This is a genomic window from Streptomyces sp. NPDC059909 (assembly GCF_042730885.1).
In the GTDB taxonomy this organism is placed as follows: domain Bacteria; phylum Actinomycetota; class Actinomycetes; order Streptomycetales; family Streptomycetaceae; genus Streptomyces.
On record NZ_JBHWKX010000041.1, the window covers coordinates 18878 to 45277 of the forward strand.

Below are 26400 nucleotides of genomic sequence, written 5' to 3' on the forward strand. Positions count from 1 at the left end.
ACGATCAACCCTTGCGGTAGAAGAAGCCGCTTGCGGGATCCTCGGGCGTACCGACCAGCATGCCGCGATCCAGGAACCGATTGAATTGCTCGCAGCTGGTCTCGGGGAGGAGAACACAGCAGTGACATGCGGCGAGGTTGACGTTGTCCGCACCGCTCACGGGCGACTCGATGCACAGGGGGTCCGCAGAGCACCACGTGGCTCGCGCGAGTGCGGTCTCCAGCGACCTGCGCAGGGCATCGGGCTTTCCCTGATTGACCAGCCCACCAAGACTGCCGGCCGAGTCACTGGTAGCCGTGTAGATCAGTACTCCGGTCATCTCGTCATCGACGTACAGCCGCTCACGCAAGGCGGAGGCGGGATATCCGCAGTCCAGGCTCCATTCGTTGATCAACACATGGGCCAAGGTGTGGACGAGCATCAGGCGCGGCGTGACAGGAGACAGTTCAGGATCCCCGTCCGGACCTGCTTGCGCGGCCAGAAGCTCCATGTGATGCTCGCGTACGACATTGGCCCGCCGGCGTACTTCGGCCTGCTCCTGTTCCCATCGGGCGACGCGCTCTCGGTCGAAGCGCAGGAACACCCCCTCGCCGATGACCTCTATGGCAGGCAGCCATCCCTGTGGATTGCGCGCCAACCCGGAATGCCGCTCGGGTGCGGCAGGACTCGGAGCGGTGAGCCGAGTGAAGTGGGTCATCGCACGCACTTCCCGCAGCCGGGGAACGAGCATCACCTGCTCGATGCCGAGGTGGTCCGCCAGATCACCCATGGGCCCGGGATCTTCCGTCTCGAAGTCAGGGCTGATGAGGTGATCGTGGACCGTGGCGCGCTGTAGTTGCTCGTACTCGTCTCGGCGCAGCGGGTCGATCAGGACCGCAGCGGTGTTCTCCTCACTCAACTCACGTGTCTCGGCAGCGCGCTGTGCGACACGAACCGCGGCTAGCAGATCCGTAGCCTCGTAACCGGATCGTGCCAGCTGGGGTGTCATCTCGATGTACGTCAGAATCTGCTCGTCAGTCCGATCACGGAACTTCGACATGTAGGGACGTATGAGCTTATTGGCGCCCTGCGACCACGGAGGAATCGTCAGTGCCGATGCGACCTGGGGGAACCAGGCAGCAGAGGAACCACGTTGGATGGCTCGCGGTGCTGCGGTGCAGCCCTCCGGATTCTCGTCGTTCTTGAGCCAGGGGCGCCGCCCCGTGCATCGGATGCCCAGGGATACGAGGGCCTTGCGCCCGAGGGCGCCTTCGAGGGACTTGGGGGCCACTCCGCACGAGCAGCGGATCTGAATGGATCGCAGGGACGCGGTGCGACCGGACATGTGGATCTCGAGCTGGTGGGTTCCGGAGCCTCCGTCCGAACCTTCTGCTTTGTGCACCCACTGCCAGTACGGAAAGTCGTCCAGGTGCCCGTTCTCGCAGGCCATGACGAATCGCGAGGGGGTGAGCTCGGTCGTCTCGCACTTGCCGCACTTGTTCTTCTTCGGCTCCGCCGTCAGCCGGCGGTGTTGGCTCAGGGCGTGGCACGTGGAGCAGGAATACCACTCGGGGAACCTCGCGACGTGGACGCCGTCCTTGGTTGCCCGGTCGTCGGTGGCAGCGGGCGGTAGATGGAATCCGTCGACGTTCAGCTGCTGCTGGAGCCGCGGTTCGGTGAGCTCGAATTCGGACGGCACATGCCAGGAGTCGATACCCCGCACGATGAAGGACTCGCTGTCGATGGCGATCATCGAGCCGACACCGTAGGTGGTGATCATTTGGGCGCGGCGGGCGGACCCCAGCTTGCGCGGACCATTCTGTGCGCGCAGCTGCTGCAGTCGGGAGCCGGAGCGCGCGCGCCGGGAGGGCTGGGGCATCTACTTCTCCTCGAACAGGTCGGACTCGGCGTCGACGTCGCGCATGCTGGTCAATGTGGGGAAGGCCTCTGCGTTCTCGGCCTCGGCGTACGGAACCAGCAGGGCCGGGCGTCTGCCGAACCACCCCTCGTAGACCAGGTCCTCCGGGTGGCTCTCGGCGAGTGTGTGCCAGTCGTTGATGATCTCTTCGAGTTCTTCCCTCACGTTGCCGGCGCGATCCTCGTCGATCGCCTCCGCGCGTGCGGTGATGGCTGCGCAGATGTCCCTGAGTTCTTGGTCGAACCGTGCGATCTTCGAGGCCCCGCTTTTGGGGCGGGCCGTCTCGATGGTGAGCCGGGCGAGGCCGATGAGGACGGCGTGCAGGGCGCGGTCGCGGGCGCGCGGTGAGAACGGAGTGACGCTGGTCGACTCGACCTGCCGGTAGAGGGCGGAGTGATAGGTGACGAAGTTCTCGTAGTGCGAGCGGTCCCGCGAGCGTGCCGAGTTGAGCAGCGTCACGACAAGACCGGGGTGGCTGCGGCCGACGCGGCTCGTCGCCTGGATGTATTCCGCAGTTGTCTGCGGCTGTCCCATGACCGCCATGAGGCCGAGCCGGTCGATGTCCACGCCGACGGAGATCATGTTTGTGGCGAGCAGTACGTCCACCGCGTCCGGGTGAGGCAGGCGTCGTTCCAGGTCCTTGAGGTACTTGGGAATTTCGCTCGCATCGACGCGGCTGGTCAACTCGGTCGGCTCGTTGATCTCGCGGGACTTGCCGTCCTCCTGGGCGGCCAGCAGCCCGAGCCGGTCATGGACGTCGTCCCTGACCTGCAGTTCCGCCGCAGCAAGCAGACGGAGACTGTTGAAGTACCCCACGAGTGTCCAGTAGGCGTCGCGGACTTTCTCGTCACCTTCGATCCGTATGGCGTTGTGCAGGAGGGCGGCGTAGGCACGCACCAACAGCGTTGCTTGACTCGTGGACGGCGTCAGCAGACCCACGTAGCGTCGCGTGGCTTTGCGTTCGCCGGGAGCCTCCCGGGAGAACCAGGAGTCACGGGAGTCCAGTCCGGTCGGCGGGAACTGCTGGACTTCCCGATGGAACAGCGCGGTTACCTGTGCCTTGGCTCTCCGGATGGTCGCGGTCGATGCGATGACCTTGGGGCGCTTCGCGGCCAAGTCGACCATGGTCTCGTACAGCCCTGTCATGGTCCCCAGCGGGCCGGAGATCAGGTGGAGCTCGTCCTGCACGATCAGCTCGGGCGGAGGCGTGTCGTCGGCTGGGCGGTTGCGGTTGAACAGAGCAGCCGTCCGCTCCTCCCACGGGATGAGGGCAAACTTGTCGACCGTCGCGATGACGAGTGTGGGGCGAGCCTTGTAGACGGTCTGGTCCACCACGTGTACCGGTAGGCCCTGATGGAAGTCGCAGGCATGGTTCGGGCAGGCGACAACCATGGCGGCCGGCTCCAGCGTGACCACGTAGTTGTGTGCGTCCAGGACGGATCCGCACCACGGACAGGCCCTCAGTTGGACGGGGTTTTCCTTGACGACCGGCAGCCCATTCCGAAGCTTCTGAAGACTCTTCTCAGCCTTGTCGAGGTCATTGGGTGTGGCGGACTGGCCGACCCACATGCCGATGGAGATCTTTTCGGTGCCGAGGGGGCGGTCTGTGCCCCTTGCCTCCAGACGAATGCGTTCCATTGCGCAGATGAGGGCGGTAGCGCGCTCGAACTGCTGCAGTGTCAGCAGGCGCAGGGTATAGCGCATGAACACGGTCACCCCGCCGCCGGACTCACCACGGCGCAGCCGCCTGAGGAAGACGGTGAAAGCGATCAGACCGAGATACGCCTCGGTCTTGCCACCGCCCGTGGGGAACCAGAGGAGATCCGCGACGCCCCGGTCCGTGTGGTTGGGGTCCGCGATCCCGTCGAGGCACAGCAGCAGGAAGCCGATCTGAAATGGGCGCCACTCATTGGGCTTGTCCAAACGCCCGTGCTTGATCGTCATACTGCGGGTCCGCTGGTCGTCCATGGCACGGTTGGCCAGCTGGAAGGCCTTCAGGCACTCGTCATTGGTGCCGAGAAGCCGCACACCGCTGCGCATCCGCTTGAGGGCCGCGCGGCAGTTGGTGATCTGCTCCTGTGCCAACTCGGCGAACTCGGAGGACCGCAGTGCCTCGGCCCCGACGAAGCGTTCCTCGATCCACTCCTCGTACGAGGACAACAGTGCGTGCAAGGCCGGCACGGCATCATCGCGATGGGCTGTCGACAGCCACTTCATGCCGAGCGATGCCGTATCGATGTCCGGGTTGGAGTCCGTGAGCAAAACTTCGTATGTCGGAAGGAACTCGGTGTTCACCTGGTCAATCCGACACGGGCCCCCATCGACGGGCATGCGGTTCGCCGGATACGCCACCCAGTTCCAGTCGGCCGCGCAGCCGTGGCCTGTGGCGAACGAGGGGGCATGGCGGTGGAGGAGCCTGTTGAGATCCACCTCGGGGTCCTGCGACCGTCCGTGTACACGCCGCTCGACGAGCCCGCCCGATCCGATGGGCGCGGATACGGTCAGTCGAGGCTGAAAGAAGCACAGTTCGTCCTGGGGGCGGCCTCCAGGGGCGACTGCTGTGTTGATCAGAGTCGCGGTGACGGCGACGGCTCCGGACTCGTCCTGCTTCCGGACGATGACCCTGAGTTTTAGGCCGGGCAACACGTCTTCGGTCACCGAACCCGGTGTCGTCACCGGGATGGGCAAGTCCTTGGGCGGGATGGGCCTCCGTTGCCACCGGACGCCCTCATCCTCCGTGGATCGCTGTTCGGCGCGCTTGGCCGCCGTGGGTCGGCCCTCGGCGTCCACAGGTATGTACTTGGCGGCCTCCACACGCACGGTGATCGTGGGCGCCGCAGCCGGATCCACGGCGAAGCTGATGCCCATCGCGGAAGGACGACGGACGTTGGTGAGGGCGACACCTGAATCGTCGCAGTCGCCGCCGTGCAGTTCTCGTCGGGCAACATCGGGGGCGGGGTCCGGGTCCTGGTCGGCGTCCTGATCCGAACGCTCGACCGGATCCGAGTCGGAGTCGGAATCGTCGCGAGGGAACAGCACACCGATGGGGTACGTGGTGACGGGGGGATCGGCCAGGAGTTCGTCGGCCCCTCCCTTGGGGCCCATCAGGTCGAGTGCGAGTCGATCCACCAGCTCGTCCCGGAACTCGTAGTGCTCATCGTGCGGGCTCTTCGTCACCCTTCACCGTCCTCTGCGGTCTTCTTGTCCCATTCGAAGCGCCCCATGCCGATCGGCCGGGGGACCAGCCACACACCTCGGTCGCCGAGGCCGGCAGAGAGGGCGGCGCTGTCGTTTCCCACGACCGTCTCCACCGAGTCCAGGAACAGGTCAGTGATGGTGCGTGGCCAGTTGAGGTCGTATGCGTCCTTGCCGCTCTTGCGGAAAGCGTATAGATGCTTGCGGAGCGTTTGCGAGGCAGATCCGATTGGCCTGCCCCGATGCATGAGGGTGTACGGCGGGCTCTCCTTGGCACCGGACGGCAGATCGTGCTGGCGTACGAACTCCACGCCGTCTCCGGCGTGCACTTCGCTGGACAAGTAGTGCTGCAGCTCCTCCGGATCGGCGTCGACGCCGCCCGTGCCGGCAGGACGATCCCGAGCCACGTCTCCCCCCACGATCTCGATGGCGTACCGCTGTCCCCTCCTGGCACCGTTGCCGCCTCGGTACCAGCGCTGGGTGGCGAAGTACCCCTTGCCGTCCTTGCGAAGGAACCAGTCGCGCTTCGACGGCAGGTGGAAGAGTTGCGCACGGGGTCTCGTCATCGCCACGTACAACACTCGGGTGATGGCAGCGGGGTCGGCCTCCGCCTTGTTCCAGTCGTCGACGGGGCCCGCATCCATCACGATGACTCGATCGAACTCCAGGCCCTTGGCGCGATGCACGGTGGAGACGACGAGGCGTGCGGACTCCTGCGCCATCAGTTCGTCGGGGACGCGCCCCACCGCGAGCGCGGTCTTCACACGGTTGAGGTCGACGCCCGTCCGATGGCCGCGGCCGTCCAAACGGACGAGCGCGAACCAGAGAACGTCGGAAACAGCACCCTCCATCAGGCCGAGACAGGAGGTGAGTTCGTCGAACCTTCCCCTGGTGAGCGTCGACCCCTCGCAAACACGGTAGAGCCGGCCGATCCATGCGGGCAGGACTCGGTCATCGGCCGAACGCCTCACCTGGTGGGGGACACCCGAGATGCGCAGCGTGCGGGACAGCGACAGAACCTCACCGTTGGTTGTGCACAGCACAGCCGTGGAACCGCGGTGGTTGCGGATCGAGGAGATGCCGAGCTCTGTGTCGAGAGCGGAGAACGGGAGCGTACTGAGAAGCCTTGAGCGGAGCTCCGAGTGAATCTCCTCGTAGTCCCTCACACAGAGATCGTCGCCCTGAAGCCGGGGCCCAAGCGACAGAGCTGTTCCGGTTTCGTCGTTCCCGGCGCGGAAATTCTCTGTCAGTCGCAGTTCGTGCAGGCTGCCGGGAAAACTGTTTCGCAGCCACGGGAAGAGGCTGTTCACCTCGACGAGCCGCTCGGCCACGGGAACCTGAAAGCCGAATATCGATTGGGCGGGATCGCCCACGATGGTGAAGCCGGCCTCGCGATGGTGATCGAGCAGCGCCTGCACCATGAGCTTCCGATCCCCGACCAGATCCTGAACCTCGTCGATGACGACGTGAGCCAGATCCTCCGTGAGGAATTCCTCGAGCCCGCCTTCCTGAATGGCCTCGGTTGCGTTGCGGATCCGCTCGTCGAACGCGACGCTTGTCCACTCACCGTCCGGAGCCACTGCGGACAGGAGTGCCGTGGCCCACCCGTCGAAGGTCTGCACCCGCACGCGGTCCGCCGCCACGGCGTGCCGGGCAATGCGCTCACGCAGCTCCTTCACGGCTGCCCGGGAGAAGCTGAGCACGAGGATCTCACCGGGAAGCAGCTCATCGCGTTCCACTAGGGCATCGAGCCGTCGTACCAGCGTGTGTGTCTTACCTGCGCCTGCGCCTGCGATAACGAGGCATTTGGCATCCCAGGGAAGGTCCACCACTGCCCGCTGCTCATCGGTGAGCGACGAACCCGTCGTCACTTGCGCCCCCACAGGTACTCGAACTCGGTAAATGCGAGATCGTGACCGTAATTCTCGATGTTATCGGCGACATTGAGAATCAGGCAGGTCTCCTTGCCGCCGTTCTTGGGACCGCGTAGACCACGACCGATCATCTGCTGGTACACGTTCGGGCTGTAGGTGGGACGCGACACGATCACCACTCGAGTGGCGGGCGCGTCGAAACCCTGTGTAAGCACGCCGTAGTTGGACAGCACCCGGATGCGTCCGGACCGAAAATCGTCGATTCGCTTGCGTCGCTCCGACGTGGAGGTCGACGCATCAACGGCCTCTGCGGATATGTTGATGTCCGTGAGTTTGGCCGCGATCAACTTGGCGTGGGCCACGGAGGTGGCGAAGAGCAGCACTGGCCAGTCGGCCGGCAGCGACGCGATTTCGTCCACCAGCATGCGATTGCGTTCGTGGTTGTCGGCCAGGCGTTGCTCCACCGAACGTGGGAGCATGCCTCCGAATGTGTCCATGGAAGCGAGTTCGGCCTCGCTCATGCTCACAGTTGTGCCGAGCAGCAGTCGCTGCTCGACTTGGGCGAGCACACCCATCTCCTGCAGCTGCGGGTACGGGTTCTCCTCGAGAACGCCTCGATCCAAGCGTGTACGTCCGTAGCGCTGGACGAGCCGATCAGTGTCGTGGACGCTCCTGCCCCTGAACGGAGTGGCGGTGAGGCCTACCAGCGGGCGCTCGGTCTTGCGGGAGGTCAGCCCGAGGTGCTCGAACAGCTTGGTGTAGCGGGGTGCGAGCGACGTGTGTGCCTCGTCGACGATGACAGCCGCGGCCTCCCGAAGCCAGGCGTACTCGTCCGTGTGGAGACAGTGCTCGAGCTTCGCGTCAGTTGCCACCACGAGATGGGCATGGGAGCGGATGTCCGTCGCCGAGTTGGAGCTCCAAAGACGGCTAATGGACAGGTTTTCGCGCTCGGCGCCGACCTTCTCCCAGACGAACTTCCAGCTCTGTACTGCCTGCTCGCACAGTTCCTCGCTCTGCGCGATCCACAGAATCGGGCCTCTGGGCCGGCGATGCTTGATGGCCCGGATGACTGCTTCGGCGGCGACTCGGGTCTTTCCGGAGCCGGTGGGCATGCACAGCATGGCGCGCTTGGGGTCAGGGTCTGTCAACAGGTAGAAGAGGTTGCCGGCGAGACGCTCCTGGTAGTCATGGAGCCTGGGAAAATCGACGGGGCCACGCACGGTCTCCACCTGAGGCGGGCTAACCGTCTTGGCTCCCGCGAAGGCCTCGGGGAAGCGGTGCGTATTGACGAACCGACGTGCGCCTGCGTCTCCGTGGTAGCTGGAAGGTGCCTCCGGCCATCGGGACGCGATGTCCTTCGAGTACTTCTGAAGGATCTCGTCCTTGTAGGCGTTGTATGCCAGCTCGGCGATGCGCCGACCCTGCGGGTCGGCCTTCGAGTTGACCCGCTCGTCCTCCAGCAGCCCGTCCGGTAGCCCGGACCGCAAGGCGTCCTCGCCGACCAGCAGGAGCAGCTTGTCGATGACGCTCTCGGCTCGGGTGACCTGCTGGAGCCGCTCATTGGCTCGCTGGCGCTCCTGAAGATCGAGTACCTGGCGACATTCGGTGGCGGAAAGGCGCCACCCGAACACCTTGGATGCCTCGATGAGGATTTCCAGGTCGTCCTGGGGGCGCTCGATGAGAGCGACCCGGCCTTCGAGCGCGCTCTTCAATGCCACCGGACGGGAGCCGGTCGGCGTTCGAATGACCTGCTCAAGACGTGAGCAGGACTGGAACCAGGCGTCACCGGCCTCCACATCCGACCGCAGACGGAGGGCCGGAAAGCGTCCCAGGATCAATTCGGGCTCTGCCTCACTGGCGTAGTCCAGTTCCTTCTGGATCTTGTCTTCAGGGCGGCACATGCCCCACCGGTCCCTGAGGAGCACCGCGTCCTCTTCAGCGCCGACTAGAAGCGCGGGGACCTGCTCCCGCACGAGCGCGTCATACTCCTCCCGCGCTGAGGTCACGGCGATGTCCGTGTCCGGGCGGCTGCCCCACTCGGAACCGATGCGGCATCGCGTCTCGACCCCCTCGGGGAACTCGGCCTCGGCACGGGTGAGCAGGGCATACGCCTTTCCGACGAAGGAGTCGTCCTCGCTCGAGGTGATCCGCTCGTGGACGCCGTCCCAGACCCGTGCTCCCACCTCGTCGAGCGCGGCGGGCATGTTCAACGCCTCGGCCTGAGCCGGCGAGAGCTTGGCCACCGGCAGGACGGCCGAGTGCTCGGCGAGGGTCGGGCCGACACACAGGTCCTGAGACAGGAGGCCGTGATCCGTGTGGAAGCGCCCGTACTTTGCGACGACCCAGCGCAATGGCGAGGCGACAGCCTGCTGTGTACTTGCCTGCCTGCCGACCTGGAGGGTCCAGTTGCGAACCATTCCGCGCTCAGGAAGGGCGGCGACAAAGGCAGCGCGGCCCTCGTCGCTCAGACGCATGAGGAAGCCCAGAGGGCCCGCGGGCGAAGCACCGACGAGCCGGATTGTCGTCTTCTGCGGGCGATGGGCGTTGGTCGGCAATTTTGCGCAGTATGCCCTGTGCCTGTTGTCGATGTAGTCCTCGAACCAGCTCTCGTCGCGAGGGTCCTGCTCGAGCTCCGGGCCGCTGCGCGCGCCTAGGTCACGCAACACGCGGATGTCGTCGCGGTGAAAGCGCCCGTCAACGGCAACCGAACGGTCGCGGGAGCCGTCCGCGGGAACGACAGGGCCGGGCAGCAGACAGGATGCAATGATGCGAAAGTCTCCGGAGCCGTTCCGAACCTTGAGGGTGCTGGTCGGATGCGCCACTTTCCTACGGATGATCGCCACGGACTGATCACTCCCGGCCTGACGGGAGAGCTTCCAGAACTCCTCCCAGGAGGAGTCGCTGTACCGCGCGAAGCCTTGGTCGACGACCGCCTCGAAGCGACCCATAGCGTCGGCTTCGTGGATACCGATCAGGTCGAGGTCGGACCCGAGGCCCCGATCCGCCGCGAGGTCGGCGTGCACATACACCATTTCATTGGGGAGGGTGTCGTCCAGCACAGGTCGGAAGACTGTGTTCGGCTTCGGGGCCACCAGACCGTGCTGCTCGGTCAGCAGAATGCGTGCCTCACGAGCTTCGGCGATGTGCCGGCTGCCCGCACGGATCATGCCGGCGAGAATCCGCAGTGCGCATGCGGACGCCTGTGGCGTCCCGTCCACCACAAGGGCTTCGAGCCAGTCCTTGACGGATGTGCGCTCACGTTTCGCCGCCTCGATGATGTGGCCCAGCTTGCCACGGCGCTCCCGGTCGACTTCCACCGAGCGATGCACCCAGGCGGTCGGTCGCCCCGGGTGCGCGGCCCACATGTCGAGCCAATCCAGCTGGAGCTCGTCCGGGTGGATGTGGAGATCATCGGGCTTTCGCAGGATGCCGTCCTGGTCAGGCAGGGACGGCTTGGTCGAGGCCGCGCGCCACACGCCCTGGATCATCCGCCCGTCGGCCCAGTTGCGCCGCTCCTTGAATCGGCCCGGCAGATGGGCGAGGTGGCCCGCCGGGTCGCCGGGATCGGTCAGATGCTCCAGCGAGTCCGCCACCAGGTTTGCAGCGGCGTGCAGCAGTTCCTCGTTGAGCGCAGTGCCGTCGACCAAGTGCTGGCGGTCCTCATTGGTCTTCCAAGCGGCGTTCAGGATGCCGCGCAGCGTCATCGGATAATGAGTCGGAAAGTAAGCCCAGAATGCGCCGAGTTCGCGTCCACTGTCGGGAACGGCCCAGGTGATGTCGATGACCGGTCGATCGTGCAGTTCACCGGAGGCTTCACGCGTCTTGTCCGTGGGCGAGTACGGCAGTGTGAAAACCCGCCAGCGCTCCTCGACGGGCGGCTCGGTGTTCTCCATGACGTGCAGGGTGTGGATGCTTCCGTTTCGCACCCCGCTCAGCGTGCGGTGGTATTCGGCCCCGACTCGCCGATCGACGAGCTCGATCGTACCTACGTGCGGGGAGAACAACGGGAACTCGCGAGGGAATGAGCGGATGTCCCGCCCCAGCCGCGCTGCCGCGCCGTGCAACAGGGGGAGACGGACAACCGTGACCGCCCCCCTGCCGAACAGCTCGTTGAGTATTCTGTCGTCACGACGCTCACGAGCGAGGTCGAGCGGCCGGGCCATGCGTAGTACGGGGGTCTCCTCCGCATGGGGGTGTACCCCATGGATGAGGTTTCGGGACCATTCGCGATCGAAGCCGAAACTGCCCGTGATGCTGAAGAACTGCGGGGTGTCGGTGACTGAGAGGACCGACTTCACGCCTACGCCGAAGCGACCGATCTGCCCGCCACGCTTCTTCGAGACGCTCATGCGGAGGATGGTCTCCGCTCCCTCGGCGGTGACAGGAGCTCCCTCGTTCGCGCAGTACAGGTGATCCTGCGTGAGGATCACCTCGATACGACCGGACATCTCTCGATTGCGCAGTTCGTCCGCGCCGTTCTGCACGAGCTCGTAGAGCTGACGTTCTCCGTAGCCTCCCTGCTGGATACGGCGTTCACCGTTTGCGTCCTCGAGGATCCGGCCAGGATCGGTGCGGTAGGTCCCCAGACTTCGATCCGACTGTTCCAGGACCACGCGAAGCACGTCGGACAACCGGCCGGACTGCTCGTTCGAGGGCGAAAGGGACACGAAGGCGCTCACTCTCCGAGATGGGCTACATAGTTATGGATCGCCTCATCCGCAATCGATCTGCGTCGGGGTGGCCGAACGGCAGAATGCTGCGGGTCCAAGTCGCTGCACGGGGACCGGCGTTGACAAGGTGGCGGTCTGGCCGGACGGGCGTGTACGGGCCCTGTCGCGGCATGCCGACTCCTCGCCGGATCCTCCCCCCGGGCGAGTGCTCGAAAGGGTTTCACGAGGGCAGGATGCGACACAAGGTCCTATCGCCGGGCATCGAAGACCTGTCCTTATTTCTCCAGGAACATCCGCTTTGTCTATTTCCCGCGGAGGAGGATCCAGCTTGCCGAATTCATCGTCGATGAGCAGTTTTTGACATTTGGCCAGCTGTCAAATGGACGGTTGTATGATGCGATCGGTCGATTCCGCTCGATGACTTGGGGTGCTGACTGATCGTGGTCGACAACTACGGAGCTTGGTTGGGGCGCCAGTTGGAGCGGCAGAGGCTGACCCAGACGGAACTCGCCTTGAGGGTGGGAGTTACTCGAGCCGCCGTGTCCACATGGGTTAGCGGTCGAGTCATGCCCCGCCCCGAGACGCTGAAGGCGATAGAGCAAGTGCTGGGTGTGGCACCAGGCGCCTCCATGTCGATGGACGAGACGGTTGGTCAGGAGCGTCTCACCTGGTATCACCGTCCCGCGCATGCCGACGGCGGACGTGAATACGGTAATGCCGCTGCCTTCGCATTCGATGCAGATCTCTCCGTGCTTGCCCGCGAAGCTACACAGAACAGCCTCGACGAAGTCCTCGACATTGCACGCCCTGTTCGTGTTCGTCACGTTCTCCACGAGATTTCTAGCGAACGGCTTGACCAATTCCGTCGCGTTCTGCGATGGGATGACCTGAGGGCCCATTATGAGGCAGCTGCTAACGCAGGTCGCAAGGTATCGAGGGCCCTGGCACGCGGACTGCGGGAAATGGAGGAGCGAGAGAGTCTGGTCCTGCTCCGCATCGACGACTACAACGCGCATGGGCTTACAGGCGATGACTACGACGACGGAAGATTCTCCGCAGTCGTGCGCCGGCAGTTGGACAGCGTCAAGTCCAATCTGAGCGCTGGTGGTTCGTTCGGTCTTGGCAAAGCAACGCTTTGGTCCGCAAGCTCGCTCGGAATGGTGCTCATCAACAGCACGCTCGGCGAGCCCCACGACGGTCACTGCGAACGACGCCTGATCGGCCGCATCGATCTGCCATGGCACACCCTTGGGGAGGATGCCTTCGCGGGTCCTGCATGGTTCGGCGAGCCGGACAACGCCAGGGAAGGCGCAACCCGCTCATGGTGGGCCGACGAGGCCACTGTCGAGGCGCTGCATCTCAAGCGTGACAGCGACGAACCGGGCACGTCCTTTCTGGTTGTCGGTGCTCACCAGGGGGATGACGAAGACGCCGATCTCGAAGTGCTCTACGAAAAGTTGATGCATGGGCTCGGGCGCAACTTCTGGGCCTCGATGATTGCAGCCCCGGGAGGGATCCCGCTGCTCGAAGCCTCGGTCGTGGCCATGCGTAACGGTGTGGAGGTCGTGACGGAACGACGCGTTGTCCCGGACGATTACGAGCCGGCCCGATCCCGCGCGTTGCGCGCCTTTCTCGAGGGCAGCACTGTGGACCGTTTGACCACCCACGAACAGGTCGTCGAACGGCGCATTTCCCTCAGCGTGCCGGCGCTCCGCAATCCGGAGTCGGCTACGGAAGGCAGGTCGGTTCAGCACGAGGCGGTGTTGCTCCTAACCACGGCCGAACTCGATGATCCGCGTCCGAATCAGCTTGTGTGCATGCGGGGAAACCGCATGGTGGTGATGGCGCAGACGATCAATCCTCCGCTGGGAGGGAATCCCTATCAAGCTCTGCTCCTGGCAGGTACGGCGGCGGGCGATTCCGTAGTCGGTGCAAGCGCCGCAGAGCACTTCCTCCGGACGGCTGAACCGCCGGAGCATGACACCTGGAAGCGCACAGAGGACCTAGTGGTCACCTATGCACGGGGCGCGGTACGCAGCATCAATGACTTCCGTTCCGCGATGCGCGAGGGTGTCCTGGCGCTTGTCTCCACCCAGAAGGATCACCCGGCCGAAGAGGGGGAGGAGATTCCTTCCATCCTGCGAGAATCTCTGCGAATGGATCCCCCCAAGGGCCCGCCGCGCAACGCCCGTAGCTACCCCCAGGTCGACGATGTTGAAGGACATATCGACGAGGCAGGTGCCTGGCAGGTGAGGGTCGAGGTAAACCTGCCGTCACAGGAGGACCCGTGGACGCTGATCCCGGTCCTCCGCTTCGCCACTCGCTCAGGCCCGAAGCCAGTCGTGAAGTGGGCCAAGCTGATCGCGGAGCGTAACTGCGAAGTCACGCCAGACGGCTCCCTTCTGTTCAGGGCAGGAGTTCGCACTGCTGCCTTCCTCGGTGCGAGCGATGTGCAGGACCACCCGGTGCCGGCGCGCATGGCCCGTCTCGAGGTAGATGTGCAGCGGGCGAAGGAGTCGATGTGAAGCAGCTCGTTCCGTATCAGCAGCTGCGCCGCTCCGACGGTGCTGTCACGCTGGAGGTTTTGGGGGGACGTGTCGACGAGGATGCGCTGCCCCTCGAACTCGTCAACCGTCAGAAGCGTCTTGTCGCCGTGCACGGCCTCGGATATGCAGACTGGCACACCGCGCGCGTCGACGTACGTATGCGCGTGCCCGAGGTCGGGGACGCACCCGATCGGGGGTGGTGCGACATACAGGCCTCGGTGGCCATTGCCAACAGGGCCTCCAACGTCCGTTCGGTGACACGCCTGCGCAGCGAGGCGCCCGGTGTGTGGGTCGGTACTGTGCGCATCGACCGTGATGACCACTTGGGGCGCATGCAGCTCACGGGCCTGGTTACGGCAACGGCCGATGACATACCGGGCAGGCTGATCGGCACTGTCGACGAAGGGTGGACCGTCGACGTCGATGCCCGAACCGCCCACAGCGAGCAGGATATTCGCCTGGTCGAGGTGGACTTCGCCTCGCGTGAGGCTCCCCCACACCTGCACGACTTCCGGCAGGACGAGTGGACCGTAGACGCTAGCGGCGAAGTGCCTACCGTTTACATCAATAAAGGCATCGAAGGAGTCGCGCGGCTCATCAGCGCAGGTTCCCGCGACATGTCTCCGGTGGAAAGAGCCTTGCAGAAGGCGCTCGCAGCCAAGCTGGGAACCGAAGTATGGGTGACCCTGTTCAACAGCGCGGCCGACGAGGTGCGTTCCGAAGGGAGCGAGCCGCAGTGGCCGGGTGGTTGGCGTGACAACGTGCTCAAGCGGATGCTGCCCGATGTCTGCCCCGACCGCTCGCCGCAGGACGCTTTGCGTGAGCTGGTGTCACGCCGTCTCGAAGGTGGTGGCAGCGAGCTGCACGCACGAGTGCTTCATGCGGCGGGAAGACAGTCCCGATCGGCCCGATCGCTGGGCGAGGCGATGCGAGAGACCATGAAGGGGAGCGGAAAGCATTGAGCTGGGAAACCGTCTACGAGGGTGCGTCGGCGGCCCCCGAACGGCTTGCACTCCTTCCGGATGCCATCGCCCGACGTGAGCTCGACGACGAGGTGCTGAGAGGACGGACGGCCCTGCCCCTTCAGAAGCTGGATCAGACGTCCCGCGCCGCTCTGGACGGCAGTGACCGGTGGCTTGTGCGTCCCGTACGAGAGCTTTTCGACGCGGCCATGCGCCGATTCGTCGAGGAGTATCCCGGTAACAGCGACGCCTGGTTGGCTCCACGACTGCATGCAGCACTTCGGCTCACCAGACGAGAGGCGGGCAACCCCGAGCTCTGGAACTTTCTGGCGCTACGTGTTGCCCCTGACTACGTGCTGTGGCGATGGCTCGGCGGAGCCACCGACGGGGACGATGCCGCCGTATCCAAGACCGAGCCCAAGGTGAACCTGCGTCGCTTCATCGGGCCATTCCACGTCCAGGCGATGGCTCGGCTCTGGTGGGCGGCCGAGGTATACCGTAACGGTCGCAGCTATGCCACGGCAGTCGCGGCCTGTTCCAACCAGGAGATGTTCAACTCCGCACTCCGGCAAGATGTGTTCCTGCACCGACCCACCGCGCAGGCGGTGATCCGCATGCTCCGCGACGGGACTGTGGATAGCACCCGGGCGGCGAACGCGCTCATCAAGGCGGTCAATGCCGCAGGCAGCACTATCCAGTACGAAGTGGTCGCTCCCGATGAGCCCATGGACGCTAAGGCCCGCCGCCTGTGGATCGAGGATCTCGCCTTCGCCCCGCCGGTTCCGCACGATTCCTTGCCGGAGGGGCCGGACGACGGCGAGGTTGATTTCTCCTCGATCGCTCGGCTGCTGCCGATCTTCGAGGATCTGTTTCGTGCCGCCCCTGTGCGGGGGAAAAGGCAGGGGCCGGAAGGGGAGAATCCCTACGCCTGAGGTTGCTCCAGACCTGCCCCGCCTCGGAGAGCCTCGAAGACGCGCTCGGCCAGTGCCCGTGCCAGCTGCACGGGCACTGCGTTGCCGATCTGGCGCGCGATCTGGGTCTTACTGCCGCACCAACGGAAATTCTTGGGGAAACCCTGGATGCGCGATGCCTCGTAGTGGGTAAGCGGGCGATCCGCGACCGGGTGGAGGTATCGTCCCTTTTCCGGTTTGAAGAACTCGGTGCGAATGGTCACCGAGGGCTTGTGCCACTCTAGGCGGCCCATCACATCGCCGGAGCCGTTGTTGTGACGATCCCAGCTCTCCGTGGAGAGCGGGACCCACTTTCCTTTGGGGAAGGCGGGGGGCTCGTCGCGCACCCAAGCGGGCGAGGCATTGCGAAGGGCGCGCCGATTCTCTCCCGGAGCAATTGCGCGGTAGCGAGCGAGCGAGAGATCGGTCGGTTTGCGCCCGATGTGCAGTGCATCGCTCCTGAAAGGGCCGGGAATTCTTTCATGGAGCCTAGCTTGAAACTCCTTGTCGAGAACTCCGGTTTCGGTCACCTGGCGGGAAACAGAAACTGTGGGAGTGTTCTCGTCGTTGAGAGCTGGAAGGTCGACCGACAAAACGTTGTCAGGAATCGGGTCCTCTTTTTTCCTAAGGCACTCCCCGAGAGTTACCCACTTTCTGAGTTTCCTGTTGTCGATGTCGGCAGCATCGAAGATTCCGTCGTCGGACCGTTGCTCTCCGTCGGCGCTGTGCGACGGCGCCGGGTAGTCGATGTGCTTCCTTCCGCGTACCCCGATGACGATGGTGCGCTTACGGAGCTGCGCAGCACCGTAATTGGCTGCATTGAGAACCTGCGGCTCCTCGAGGGTGTATCCGATGTCCTGGAAGTTATTCTTCAGCTTGTCGATCTGTGTGGACGAGTTAAATCTGTCCACATTCTCAATGATGAAGATGCGCGGCTCCACAAGCCGGACTATTTTGAAATACTCCTCCCAGAGTTGATTGCGAGGGTCATCGGGATCGCCCTTCCCCAGCCCGGAGAAGCCCTGGCATGGAGGGCCGCCGAGGATGACGTCGGCCTTGAGGCCCGTCGACTCCACAATCCCCACCCAGTCCGCGATATCACCTAGAAAGAAGTGATGTTCTGGTCCGGTGGTCTCATCCGCCCACTTCTCAAAATTAGTGAAGTAGGTCAATGCGGCAGCTGGGTCGATCTCCACACCAGCTACCGGGGCGAAGGCGTGAATTCCGTTCTCGGTGTTCGCCTTCGAGAACTCATAGAATCCCTGCGTGAATCCCCCGCACCCTGCGAAAAGGTCGATGATTCTGTAGGGAGGTTCGTTCTCGGAGTTCATGGCGCGAGTGTAGCCGGCGCGGAGGGCTCGGGTGACCTCAGGGCTGCAGCAATCGCAGTGCCGATGGCCGAAGCCACCGGTGGCGGGCAGGCGTTGCCGATCTGGCGGTACGAGGACGTCTTGCGACCGTACAGCGTCCAGTCCGGTGGAAATCCCTGGAGGCGAGCCACCTGCTGCACTGTGAGTTTGGGCAGCAGGTCGACCGGATCCGTGGCGCTCGGCACGTCGTCCGCGATCCCTCCTCCGTTGACGCCGAGACGCTCCCAGGCGCGCTTCGAACCGGTGGGCCCGAGGTCGGGGCCACCGCGCTTGTCCGACCCCCCCACGATTGTTGGCGCCGGCTCGGAGGCGCGCCTAGCCCAAGCGGCTGCGCCCGGCCACCCCTTGGATGCCATCGACGCATACAACGTCGTACCGACGTCCGGTGCTGATCTGTCGGACGGCTCCGGCCATTCGAACCGGCTGAACTCCAGATCGGGCAGAGCGACCAGGAAGCCGTGTGGTCGATGTTGGGGCACCCCGAAGTCGGACGCGTTCAGCACACCCCACGAGACGCGATAGCCGACTTCGCCCAGGTTCTCCTCCACCCAATGCCGTGCCGGTGCGTATTCGTCGGCCTGCGCAAGCCCCGGAATGTTCTCGATGAGAACTGCTCGTGGGGCTGTCGCCTGGGCGAGCCAGATGGTGGCCTTCAACAGATAGTGCTCTTCGTCGGCGTTCTTGCGCATGATCGAGGCCGCGGAGGGGAGACGGGGGAGGCCGGCCACAAGGACATCGAGGGAGGTGGCCTCAGGGAAGAGGTCCGGGCGGTCGGACGGCAGGAACTGCACAAGGTCCTGCTCGAGGACAGACCAGTCCGGACGATTGGCGCGCAGCGTGGCACAGGCGTCCGGCTTCGAGTCCAGCAAGGCAATCGGGTCGAACCCAGCGTGGTCCAGTCCGAGTGTGAGCCCTCCGGCGCCCGCGCAGAGCTCCAGGGTGCTCAGTCGGGCCGATCCAGTGCGCGTCATCGTGTCCCGTCGACGTTGAAAGGGATGGGGTGGTGCTGGTGCCACACGCACACTCAGGAGTGGGCCGTACCTCGTCGTGCTTCGATGATCACTTGCGCCACGGCCTCGGGCGTCTCATGCTCCCAGAAACGGAGTACGGTCCAACCGGCTTTTGCCAATTGCTCGTTCGTCTCGCGATCTCGTGCCATGTTGCGGTCCAGTTTTTCCCGCCACCACACTGCGTTCGCCTTGGGATGGGTGGCGTGCAGAGGACAGCCGTGCCAGAAGCAACCGTCCAGGAAAACCGCGACCTTGGGCCCCGGAAAGGCGATGTCGATTGAGCGTCGTGGCATGTCAGGTACTCGGACGTGCAGGCGGTAGCGGAGGCCTGCCGCATACAGGAGCTTCCGTACGGCCATCTCTGGAGTGGTGTTCCGATTGGTCTGTCGACTCATTCGGACGGAGACGGCGAGGGAGGACGGTTTTGCCGTGACCATGGCACTCCTCTCCCACTCCATATCTCGCTCCGACTCAATTCGATGGTACGGAATCTTGTCGGGCGGGGGCCGGCGGGAGGGCGGTCGTGGCGCAGGCTCAAGACGCTGACGAGCCGTGACACTCCCGGTAAGCCTGCCCCGACCCGCACCAGCAAGGCGCCCCCTTCGCCGGAGGCCACGCCACCGCCCGCCCCCTCGCCGCCAGGGTCGTCGCGTACTGCGGCAGCAGGTTCGGATCGGCCGGGGAGGCGGCCTCGGAGGCGGCGAAGGCTTCGTAGGACGGGACCGTGCCGGTGACGATGCCGAGGTTGCCCGTGCCGGTGGCGGAGAGGTCGCGGAGGGCGGACTCGATCGACGTGAGGTGGGCCTCGTGGGTGGAGTACTCCGCCGCCAGTGAGGGGTACGCGGCGAGGAGTTCGGTCAGTTCGGGGGCCGGCCAGTGGAGTATCGCGACCGGGAAGGGGCGGGAGAGGGCCGCGCGGTAGGTGCCCAGCTCGGAGCGGAGGCGGTCGATCTCGGCGCGGAGTTCGATGGGGTCGGAGGAGCCCAGGGACCAGAGGCGCTTGGGGTCGTGGAGCTCGTCCAGGGGGACGGCCGCGGTGTGGAGGCGGTCCGCGAGGGAGTCCCAGGTGTCATGGGGGAGCGCCAGGAGGCGGCGGACGCGGTGGCGGCCGGCGAGGAGGGACTGGGAGGCGTACGAGATCTCGTCGTCCGGGTCGACGAGGCGGGCCACGGCCGTCGTGAAGGTGTCGTGGGCCGCGTCGAGCTCGTCGTGGGCCTCCAGGGTCTCGGCGACGATCTCCCACGAGGCCGCGTCGTCCGGCGCGGCCGCGCGGATGCCGTCGATGATCGCGCGGGCCTCGGCCTCGTGGCCGTACTCCCACAGGTTCGCCGCCTGCAACGCCTTGATCAGATGGGGGTTCTCCGGGCCGGCGGAGAGGAGGCGGTCGTAGAGGCCGGTCGCGCTGGCACGGTCGCCTGCCAGCTCCAGATGGGCCGCGGCCTGGAGCAGCAGCGGTTCACGGTCCTCCGGGTACTGCTCCGCGGTGCGCAGCAGGCGCTCGGCTTCGGCGGTGTGGTCGGCAGGCGTGTCGGGGCGCATGCAGCACACCGTACTGCTGTACGGGCCCGCGCAGGGGCCTGGTTACTTGGAGGGGCTGCCCTTATCGTGCGGGCCGTGCGGGAGCGGATGCTTGAGCGGATACCTGTGGTCGTCCAGCGAGGGCGGACCCGAGGGCGGGTGGCGCTCGCCCGCGGGCTGTGGGCCGCTGCCGAGGTCGCCGTGACCCTCGGTGTGGTCGCCCTGCTCCTCGTCGTACACCAGCTGTGGTGGACCAACCGCCAGGCCACGGAAGGCGCCGAACGCCAGGTGCAGGCTCTGGAGCGGGAATGGGAGGGGGAGCAGGCCGCTCCCGGGGCTGCCGAGGACTCCGGCGCCGCCGGCGCTTCCGAGGGTGAGGCGGAGGCCGACGAGCAGGGCGGGGGCGGCACGGGGCGCGGTGCCGGGGCCGCGCGGCGGTCCGCACCCCGCTGGGACCAGGCGTACGCCGTCCTCCGCATCCCGCGGATCGGGGTCGTCGCGCCCGTCGCGCAGGGGGTCGCGAAACGGGGCGTACTGGACAAGGGTTACGTCGGTCACTATCCGCGGACCGCCCAGCCCGGGCAGGCCGGCAACTTCGCGGTCGCCGGGCATCGCAATACGCATGGCGAGCCGTTCCGGTACATCAACCGGCTGCGGAGCGGGGACAAGATCGAGATTCAGACGCGGGACGCCGTTTTCACCTATCTGGTGGACAAGAGGCTGCCGCAGACGTCCGCACGCGACAGCGGGGTGATCGCGGCCGTTCCGAAGAGTGGGGTGAAGCCGGGGTACGGGTACGGCGAGCCCGGTTATTACGTGACGCTGACGACCTGCACGCCCGAGTACACGTCCAAGCACCGGCTCGTGGTGTGGGGGAAGCTCGCCTCGATGCGGCCGCGTTAGGCCGTCAGCCGTCAGCCGTCAGCCGTCAGCCGTCAGCCGTCGGCGGTCAGGGGTCAGCGGTCAGCGGTCAGCGTCAGCGGGCACCGGTGGATCGTCCCGTCGTCGGTCCGGTGTGCCCGTTCCCACATCTTGGCTACACGCCTACCCGTAGGGGTTGGGTGGTTGTCATGATCCGTGCATGAGCGACAGAAGAGCGGCCGTCTACGAGGCGCGCTACGGGTTCGACCGTCGGACCGTCGCGGTCCTCGCGGTCTCCGTCCTGTTCTGTGCGGGGGCGTTGATACCGGGGGCCGACTTCTCCTTGGGCTTGCAGATCGCGATCTTCGTCCTGTTCGGCGACGGAGGGTTGTTCATGGCCGCCGGGGCACTGACCCGGAAGGTGGCGTTCCGTGTCGACGAGTCCGGCGTACTCCTCGGCGGAAGCCCTCTGCGCTACCGGGCCACCACGGTCCATGTGCCCTGGGAGGACATCACGGCCGTGGTGCTCTGGCAGCAGCGCGTGCCCCATACGACGATCCCCTGGGTCGGAGTGGCTCGCCCCGAGGGCGCGCCCCCGCTGCCGGGGCCCGGGCAGGGGCGGTTCGCTCACGCCGTGGGCGAGGCGCTCGCGCCCGTGCCGATCGATCTGCTCGTGGCGTCCCGGGCCGTCAACGGCTGGCGGCTCGACAATGGGCGGCTTGCTGCCGCCCTCGCCCACTTCGCGCCGGGCGTGGAGCTCGTCGACGGCCATTAGGCCCCCATCAGGCCGTGTCCGGCACATCCCGCCCGACGACGGCGCCATGCGTCGGCCACGGCCTAGCGGGTGGCAGCCCGAACCGCGCGCCGTGGGCGGAACGCCAGCACCGCCACCGCGCCCAGCAGTGACAACCCCGCAGAGACGGTCAGCGCCGCGTTCGCGCCCGCCGTCGCCACCGCGATCGTGAGGGCCACGCCCGCGGACGAACCGATGTAGCGGGCCGTGTTGTTGGCGCCCGAGCCCATCGCCGCGCGCTCCGGCGGCACGGACTCGACGGAGAGGCGGGGGAGGGCGGCGTTGAGCAGCCCGCTGCCCGCGCCCGCCACGGCGAGGCCCGGAAGCAGACGCACCCAGCCGGCCGTTGCGGACACCGCGCCGAGCATCGCGAGCACCCCTGCCGCCGACAGGACGAAACCCAGGACCAGTTGGTGGCGGGCGCTGACGCGATCCGCCAGTCGCTTCGACTGAAGGGCGACCACGAACGACGTACCGGACCAGAACAGGAACAACCACGCCGTGCCGAGCGGGGAGATGCTCGTCGCCTGCTGCAGCATCGTCGGCAGGTAGGTGAACAGGCCGAGTACGGCGAGGCCGGTGAAGAGCGCGCCCGACGAGGTCGAGAGGAAGAGCGGCCGGCGGAACAGCCCGAGGTCGATCATCGGGGTGGGGCTCCGGCGCTCGACCAGGACGAATACGGCGAGCAGGGCAACGGACGCGGCCGCGAGCACGCCGACGGGCGCGCGCAGCCAGCCGTCTCGGCCCAGAGTGAGGGCCGTGAGCAGAGCGGTCAGCGCCAGGCCGAGGACCAGCGCGCCCGGCAGATCGGGGCGGCCGCCGCGCGGCGCGCGGGACTCCGTGAGCGTACGGAACGCGACCGCGCCGGCCGCGAGGGCGGCGAGTGCGAGTACCTCGTACACGAGCCGCCAGTCGATCGTGCCGAGCGCACCCGCGAGCAGCGGGCCGATGGCGATTCCGGCGCTGACGAACGCGCCCCAGACGCCGGTCGCCCTGATCCGCGCGGTGCCGGCAGGGAAGGCGTGGACGAGGAGGCCGAGGCTGCTCGCGAGGATCGCCGCGCTCGCCGCGCCCTGGGCGATACGGGCCAGGGTGAAGGTCAGGGTCGAGTCGGCGAACGCCGCGACGCCGGTCGTCACGCCGAGCGCGAGCGTGCCCGCGAGGAACACACGGCGTCGGCCGTAGTCGTCGGCGAGGCTGCCTGCGACGAGGAGGAGGGCGGCGAGGCCGAGCGGGGTGCCGTTGAGCAGCCAGGCCTGGGCGGAGGGCGGGGTTCCGAACGCCGCCGCCGTGCTGGGGAGCGTCAGGGCCGGCGCGGTGTAGTTCATCAGCGCGACGGCGGTCGCGGCACTGGTTACTGCGAGTGTCGCGCCGGGACGGGAGCGGGGGTGCCTGCCTGGGGCCGGATCGGGGCGGGTGCCTCGGGGGGAGAGGTGGTCGGTGGCCATTTCGGTGCCGGCGCTGGTGGTGGCTCCGGCAGTGGGGCCGGAGGCCGGGGCGGGGCGGCTGTCCGGGGCGTGTGCCATGGGGTTCCCAAGTCGATTCGGATCGTCACGGTTAGATTGGTTCGATGAATGAACCTAGCTGCTCTCTCCGACCCTAACACGTTGAGTTCGTTCATTGAACCTTCGATGGGTACACTCGTGCCATGGCTCTGGGTAAGGACTACGCGGCACAGCAGTGCTCCATCGCCCGTGCGCTGGAGGTCATCGGTGAACGATGGACACTGCTCATCGTGCGCGACGCTTTTTACGGTGTGCGCCGATACAACGACTTTCTGGTGCACCTCGGCGCCCCGCGTGCCGTGCTGGCCGGGCGCTTGACGGCGCTCACCCGGGCCGGGGTGCTGGAGAAGCGCCGGTACCAGGAGTCCCCGCCGCGCGACGAGTACGTGCTGACCGAGCGCGGCCTGGAACTCTGGCCCGTCCTGCGCTCGCTCGGGCTGTGGGGGCGCGGCCTTTCCGGCGCCCCGCCGATGCGGATCTTCCGGCATGCCGCGTGCGGCACGGAGCTGGGCACGTACGGCGAGTGCCCGGCCTGCGGCGTCGGCGTGCCGCCCGCGGACATCGAGATGCACCCGGGGCCTGGCCTCGACCCGGACCCCGGGGATCCGCTCGGCCGCGCGCTGCTGCGGCCGCGACGGCTGCTGGAGCCCCTGGAAGCGGAGCGTGTCTGAGCGTCCGGCACGGCATTCGGCGCGGGATTCGATGCAGGCCCGAGGTAGGCCCGAGGTAGGTCCGATGCAGGTCCGATGTGGGCCCGATGTGGGCCCGATTCAGGTTCGGTGCGGGGTTGTCCACAGGGAACCCGGGGGCGTTGTCGCTCGTGTATAACGAATGAAGGAGCGAATGAAAGTTCGCACAGCCCGACGGAGAGAGCGAAGGGGGCAGGTATGAACGGAAGTTCGTGGCGGATGCTGCGGCCGCTCGCGCTGCTGCTCTTCATCCTCGTCGAGGTGTTCCTCGCGGAAGGGATCGGCTTCTCCACCGCCGTCGCCCTCGCAGCCACCGCCGCTGTCGGTGCGGCGCTCGTCGCCTGCGCGCTGGTCCTCTCGCGGTCGGTGCCGCGTGTGCCGCCGACGCGAATACGGACCGCGATACGCGACCGTGAGCAGCGCACGGCCTTCCTGCCGCAGCGTGACCCCGATGCCTCGGGCCGCACCAGGCCCCGAGCTCCCGGCCGTCCTTCCACGACGGCCGCGTAGGGGCACACCCGAGCTCACCCGGACCGAGCTGACCACCCACATCCGGGCTCACCCGCTCGTGGGCGCGCTCGTTCCTTCGGTGAATCCGTCCATGGGCGCACCCCGCTCACGGGGCGCACTCGCCCACCCCTTCGCGATGCCGTCATGCCGACATGTCTGTTCGTTTCCGGCACGACGAGCCCCGGAGGGCCTCCATGTCCGCTTCTCTGTCCATCGCATCCGTCACGTCGTTCTTCGCTGCTCCGGTCGACCGGCTCGCCGACCTCGTGCAGCCCGTGTTCCACGGTTCCGCGACCGCCGCGGCGGTGGTCCTGCTCACCGTGCTGGTGCGGGCCGCCGTCCATCCGCTCTCGCGGGCGGCCGCACGCGGGCAGAGGGCCCGGGCGCGGCTCGCGCCGCAGATCGGCGAGTTGCGCAAGAAGCACGGCAAGGACCCGGAGCGGCTGCAGAAGGCGGTCCTGGAGCTGCACGCGAGGGAGAACGTGTCGCCGCTGTCCGGGCTCATGCCCGGCCTGATGCAGCTGCTGGCGTTCTTTCTGCTCTACCACCTGTTCTCTGGCGGCAGAGTGACCGGTGAGCTGTTCGCCGCGCCGCTCGGGGGCCGGTGGGCGGATGCACTCGGGGACGGCGGGGTGTTCGGGGCGGCAGGGCTCGTGTACGTGGCGCTGTTCGTGATCGTCGCCGCGGTGGCCACGTTCACGTATGTGCGGACGAGGCGGCAGCTCGTGGCCGCGGGTCAGCAGGACCAGCCGCGACTGCCGGGCATGGGGGCGATGACGAAGGCGCTGCCCCTGCTCTCCTTCGTCACCCTCGTCACCGTGGCGGTCGTGCCGTTGGCGGCCGCGCTGTACGTGGTCACGAGCACCACGTGGGGTGCCGTGGAGAGGGCGCTCCTGTACCCGGCTACCGGGGGGTAACGGTCCAGTGTGTGAACGGGGTCTTGCGGGGTGGTCGGATGTCTTGGAGGATCGACCAACCCTCTGATTCTCCGATGGCCGCACCCCATCGGCCGGGGCCACCTCGACCACCACAGGGAGAGAGATCATGAAGCTGCTGCGTGTCGGTACGGCGGGCTCGGAACGTCCGGCGCTGCTCGACCAGGACGGGACGACACTCCGCGACCTGTCCGGGCTGGTGGCGGACATCGATGGGGACCTGCTCGCCGACGATGCCGCACTGGACCGGATCCGGGCCGCGGCCGAGGCCGGCGAGCTGCCCGCGCTCGACGCGACCGGGCTGCGCATAGGCCCGCCGCTCGCGCGCATCGGCAAGGTCGTGTGCATCGGGCTGAACTACCACGACCACGCGGCCGAGACCGGCGCCGCGACCCCGGCCGAGCCGGTCGTCTTCTTCAAGGCCGCCGACACGGTCGTCGGTCCGAACGACACCGTGCTCGTACCGCGCAACAGCGTGAAGACGGACTGGGAGGTCGAGCTCGCGGTGGTCATCGGACGTACCGCGCGCTACCTGGAGTCGGCCGAGGAGGCACTGGCGCACGTCGCGGGCTACGCGGTGGCGCATGACGTGTCGGAGCGCGAGTTCCAGATAGAGCGCGGCGGTACGTGGGACAAGGGCAAGAACTGCGAGACCTTCAACCCGCTGGGCCCCTGGCTGGTGACGCGGGACGAGGTGCCCGACCCGCAGGCGCTGTCGCTGAAGCTCTGGGTCAACGGCGAGCTGAAGCAGAACGGGTCCACCGCCGACCAGATCTTCCCGGTGGCCGAAGTGGTGCGGTACGTCAGCCAGTTCATGACCCTGTACCCGGGGGACGTCATCAACACCGGTACGCCGGCGGGCGTGGCCTTGGGGCAGCCGGAGCCCAAGCCCTACCTGCGGGCCGGGGACGTCGTCGAGCTGGAGATCGAGGGGCTCGGGCGGCAGCGGCAGGAGCTCAAGGACGCGTAATGCCTCTCCGGGGGGGCCTCGGCCAGGCGGCCGCGGCCCCGCCGCCCCGGCCCCGGGGGGGGGGGGCGGGGTGGGGTGGTGGGGCGTGGGGTGGAGAAGAAAGCCAAGAGCAAGACGATTTGCTTGGATGGCCGCCGTTCCCGAT

General features: G+C 66.6%; 18 protein-coding genes. 9 read left to right on the forward strand and 9 right to left on the reverse strand.

Annotation, left to right across the window (positions count from 1 at the left end):
• Positions 1-4: 4 nt before the first annotated feature.
• From drmB to ACFV9O_RS25620, 4 genes are read right to left on the reverse strand one after another with little or no spacing between them, the layout of a single operon-like run.
• Positions 5-1858, reverse strand: coding sequence for a DrmB family protein (gene drmB / locus ACFV9O_RS25605; protein ID WP_385421546.1), 1854 nt, complete (start codon positions 1856-1858; stop codon positions 5-7).
• Positions 1859-5074, reverse strand: a complete 3216-nt coding sequence (locus ACFV9O_RS25610) for a helicase-related protein (RefSeq protein ID WP_385421548.1) — start codon at positions 5072-5074, stop codon at positions 1859-1861.
• Positions 5071-6963 carry a UvrD-helicase domain-containing protein gene (locus ACFV9O_RS25615; protein WP_385421549.1) on the reverse strand — a complete coding sequence of 631 codons (1893 nt, stop codon included), beginning with the start codon at positions 6961-6963 and terminating at the stop codon, positions 5071-5073. Before ACFV9O_RS25615 ends, ACFV9O_RS25610 begins: the two co-directional genes overlap by 4 nt.
• A complete protein-coding gene (locus tag ACFV9O_RS25620) occupies positions 6960-11645 on the reverse strand; it encodes a DEAD/DEAH box helicase (RefSeq protein ID WP_385421551.1) in 4686 nt (1561 codons plus the stop codon). Before ACFV9O_RS25620 ends, ACFV9O_RS25615 begins: the two co-directional genes overlap by 4 nt.
• Positions 11646-12076: 431 nt before the next feature.
• Here ACFV9O_RS25620 and ACFV9O_RS25625 point away from each other — a divergent pair, with 431 nt between their 5' ends.
• From ACFV9O_RS25625 to ACFV9O_RS25635, 3 genes are read left to right on the forward strand one after another with little or no spacing between them, the layout of a single operon-like run.
• Positions 12077-14161, forward strand: coding sequence for a helix-turn-helix domain-containing protein (locus ACFV9O_RS25625; RefSeq protein WP_385421553.1), 2085 nt, complete (start codon positions 12077-12079; stop codon positions 14159-14161).
• The gene (locus ACFV9O_RS25630; protein WP_385421555.1) at positions 14158-15144 is read left to right on the forward strand and encodes a hypothetical protein; all 987 of its coding nucleotides are present in this window, start codon (positions 14158-14160) and stop codon (positions 15142-15144) included. The genes ACFV9O_RS25625 and ACFV9O_RS25630 overlap by 4 nt, the downstream gene beginning before the upstream one ends.
• Positions 15141-16076, forward strand: coding sequence for a DUF6339 family protein (locus tag ACFV9O_RS25635; RefSeq protein ID WP_385421557.1), 936 nt, complete (start codon positions 15141-15143; stop codon positions 16074-16076). Before ACFV9O_RS25630 ends, ACFV9O_RS25635 begins: the two co-directional genes overlap by 4 nt.
• On the opposite strand, the gene ACFV9O_RS25640 is transcribed toward ACFV9O_RS25635, so the two are convergent.
• The 4 genes from ACFV9O_RS25640 to ACFV9O_RS25655 all read right to left on the reverse strand — a co-directional run bounded on the left by ACFV9O_RS25640 (position 16067) and on the right by ACFV9O_RS25655 (position 20013).
• The gene (locus ACFV9O_RS25640) at positions 16067-17425 is read right to left on the reverse strand and encodes a DNA cytosine methyltransferase (RefSeq protein WP_385421558.1); all 1359 of its coding nucleotides are present in this window, start codon (positions 17423-17425) and stop codon (positions 16067-16069) included. The two genes, ACFV9O_RS25635 and ACFV9O_RS25640, sit on opposite strands and share 10 nt — an antisense overlap.
• Complete coding sequence (locus ACFV9O_RS25645; protein WP_385421560.1) at positions 17422-18435, reverse strand: DNA cytosine methyltransferase; 1014 nt, start codon at positions 18433-18435, stop codon at positions 17422-17424. Before ACFV9O_RS25645 ends, ACFV9O_RS25640 begins: the two co-directional genes overlap by 4 nt.
• Before the next feature lie 53 nt (positions 18436-18488).
• Positions 18489-18911: a very short patch repair endonuclease gene (locus ACFV9O_RS25650; protein ID WP_385421562.1), complete on the reverse strand. Its 423-nt coding sequence runs from the start codon at positions 18909-18911 to the stop codon at positions 18489-18491.
• Between the two features lie 97 nt (positions 18912-19008).
• Positions 19009-20013 (reverse strand): SEC-C metal-binding domain-containing protein, encoded by a 1005-nt coding sequence (locus tag ACFV9O_RS25655; RefSeq protein ID WP_385421564.1) that lies wholly within the window; start codon positions 20011-20013, stop codon positions 19009-19011.
• 87 nt (positions 20014-20100) lie between these two features.
• Here ACFV9O_RS25655 and ACFV9O_RS25660 point away from each other — a divergent pair, with 87 nt between their 5' ends.
• Both ACFV9O_RS25660 and ACFV9O_RS25665 read left to right on the forward strand, forming a co-directional pair.
• Positions 20101-20895, forward strand: a complete 795-nt coding sequence (locus ACFV9O_RS25660; RefSeq protein ID WP_385421606.1) for a class E sortase — start codon at positions 20101-20103, stop codon at positions 20893-20895.
• A 178-nt stretch (positions 20896-21073) separates the two neighbouring features.
• Positions 21074-21628 carry a hypothetical protein gene (locus ACFV9O_RS25665; protein WP_385421566.1) on the forward strand — a complete coding sequence of 185 codons (555 nt, stop codon included), beginning with the start codon at positions 21074-21076 and terminating at the stop codon, positions 21626-21628.
• A 62-nt stretch (positions 21629-21690) separates the two neighbouring features.
• Here the strand turns inward: ACFV9O_RS25665 and ACFV9O_RS25670 are convergent, their stop codons facing one another.
• Complete coding sequence (locus tag ACFV9O_RS25670; RefSeq protein ID WP_385421608.1) at positions 21691-23094, reverse strand: MFS transporter; 1404 nt, start codon at positions 23092-23094, stop codon at positions 21691-21693.
• Positions 23095-23294: 200 nt separating this feature from the next.
• On the opposite strand from ACFV9O_RS25670, the gene ACFV9O_RS25675 reads away from it, so the two are divergent.
• From ACFV9O_RS25675 to ACFV9O_RS25690, 4 genes are all read left to right on the forward strand, one after another.
• Positions 23295-23822 (forward strand): winged helix-turn-helix transcriptional regulator, encoded by a 528-nt coding sequence (locus ACFV9O_RS25675; RefSeq protein ID WP_385421567.1) that lies wholly within the window; start codon positions 23295-23297, stop codon positions 23820-23822.
• A 216-nt stretch (positions 23823-24038) separates the two neighbouring features.
• Positions 24039-24350 carry a DUF6412 domain-containing protein gene (locus ACFV9O_RS25680; protein ID WP_385421569.1) on the forward strand — a complete coding sequence of 104 codons (312 nt, stop codon included), beginning with the start codon at positions 24039-24041 and terminating at the stop codon, positions 24348-24350.
• Between the two features lie 212 nt (positions 24351-24562).
• Positions 24563-25267, forward strand: a complete 705-nt coding sequence (locus tag ACFV9O_RS25685; RefSeq protein WP_385421610.1) for a YidC/Oxa1 family membrane protein insertase — start codon at positions 24563-24565, stop codon at positions 25265-25267.
• A 127-nt stretch (positions 25268-25394) separates the two neighbouring features.
• The gene (locus tag ACFV9O_RS25690; protein WP_385421570.1) at positions 25395-26255 is read left to right on the forward strand and encodes a fumarylacetoacetate hydrolase family protein; all 861 of its coding nucleotides are present in this window, start codon (positions 25395-25397) and stop codon (positions 26253-26255) included.
• Positions 26256-26400 lie beyond the last annotated feature (145 nt).

Coding starts and splice junctions, on each gene's coding strand:
- drmB (WP_385421546.1), bottom strand. CDS start 1,858: ATGCCCCAGCCCTCCCGGCGCGCGCGCTCCGGCTCCCGACTGCAGCAG.
- ACFV9O_RS25640 (WP_385421558.1), bottom strand. CDS start 17,425: ATGAACTCCGAGAACGAACCTCCCTACAGAATCATCGACCTTTTCGCA.
- ACFV9O_RS25645 (WP_385421560.1), bottom strand. CDS start 18,435: ATGACGCGCACTGGATCGGCCCGACTGAGCACCCTGGAGCTCTGCGCG.
- ACFV9O_RS25650 (WP_385421562.1), bottom strand. CDS start 18,911: ATGGTCACGGCAAAACCGTCCTCCCTCGCCGTCTCCGTCCGAATGAGT.
- ACFV9O_RS25655 (WP_385421564.1), bottom strand. CDS start 20,013: ATGCGCCCCGACACGCCTGCCGACCACACCGCCGAAGCCGAGCGCCTG.
- ACFV9O_RS25660 (WP_385421606.1), top strand. CDS start 20,101: ATGCTTGAGCGGATACCTGTGGTCGTCCAGCGAGGGCGGACCCGAGGG.
- ACFV9O_RS25665 (WP_385421566.1), top strand. CDS start 21,074: ATGAGCGACAGAAGAGCGGCCGTCTACGAGGCGCGCTACGGGTTCGAC.
- ACFV9O_RS25670 (WP_385421608.1), bottom strand. CDS start 23,094: ATGGCCACCGACCACCTCTCCCCCCGAGGCACCCGCCCCGATCCGGCC.
- ACFV9O_RS25675 (WP_385421567.1), top strand. CDS start 23,295: ATGGCTCTGGGTAAGGACTACGCGGCACAGCAGTGCTCCATCGCCCGT.
- ACFV9O_RS25680 (WP_385421569.1), top strand. CDS start 24,039: ATGAACGGAAGTTCGTGGCGGATGCTGCGGCCGCTCGCGCTGCTGCTC.
- ACFV9O_RS25690 (WP_385421570.1), top strand. CDS start 25,395: ATGAAGCTGCTGCGTGTCGGTACGGCGGGCTCGGAACGTCCGGCGCTG.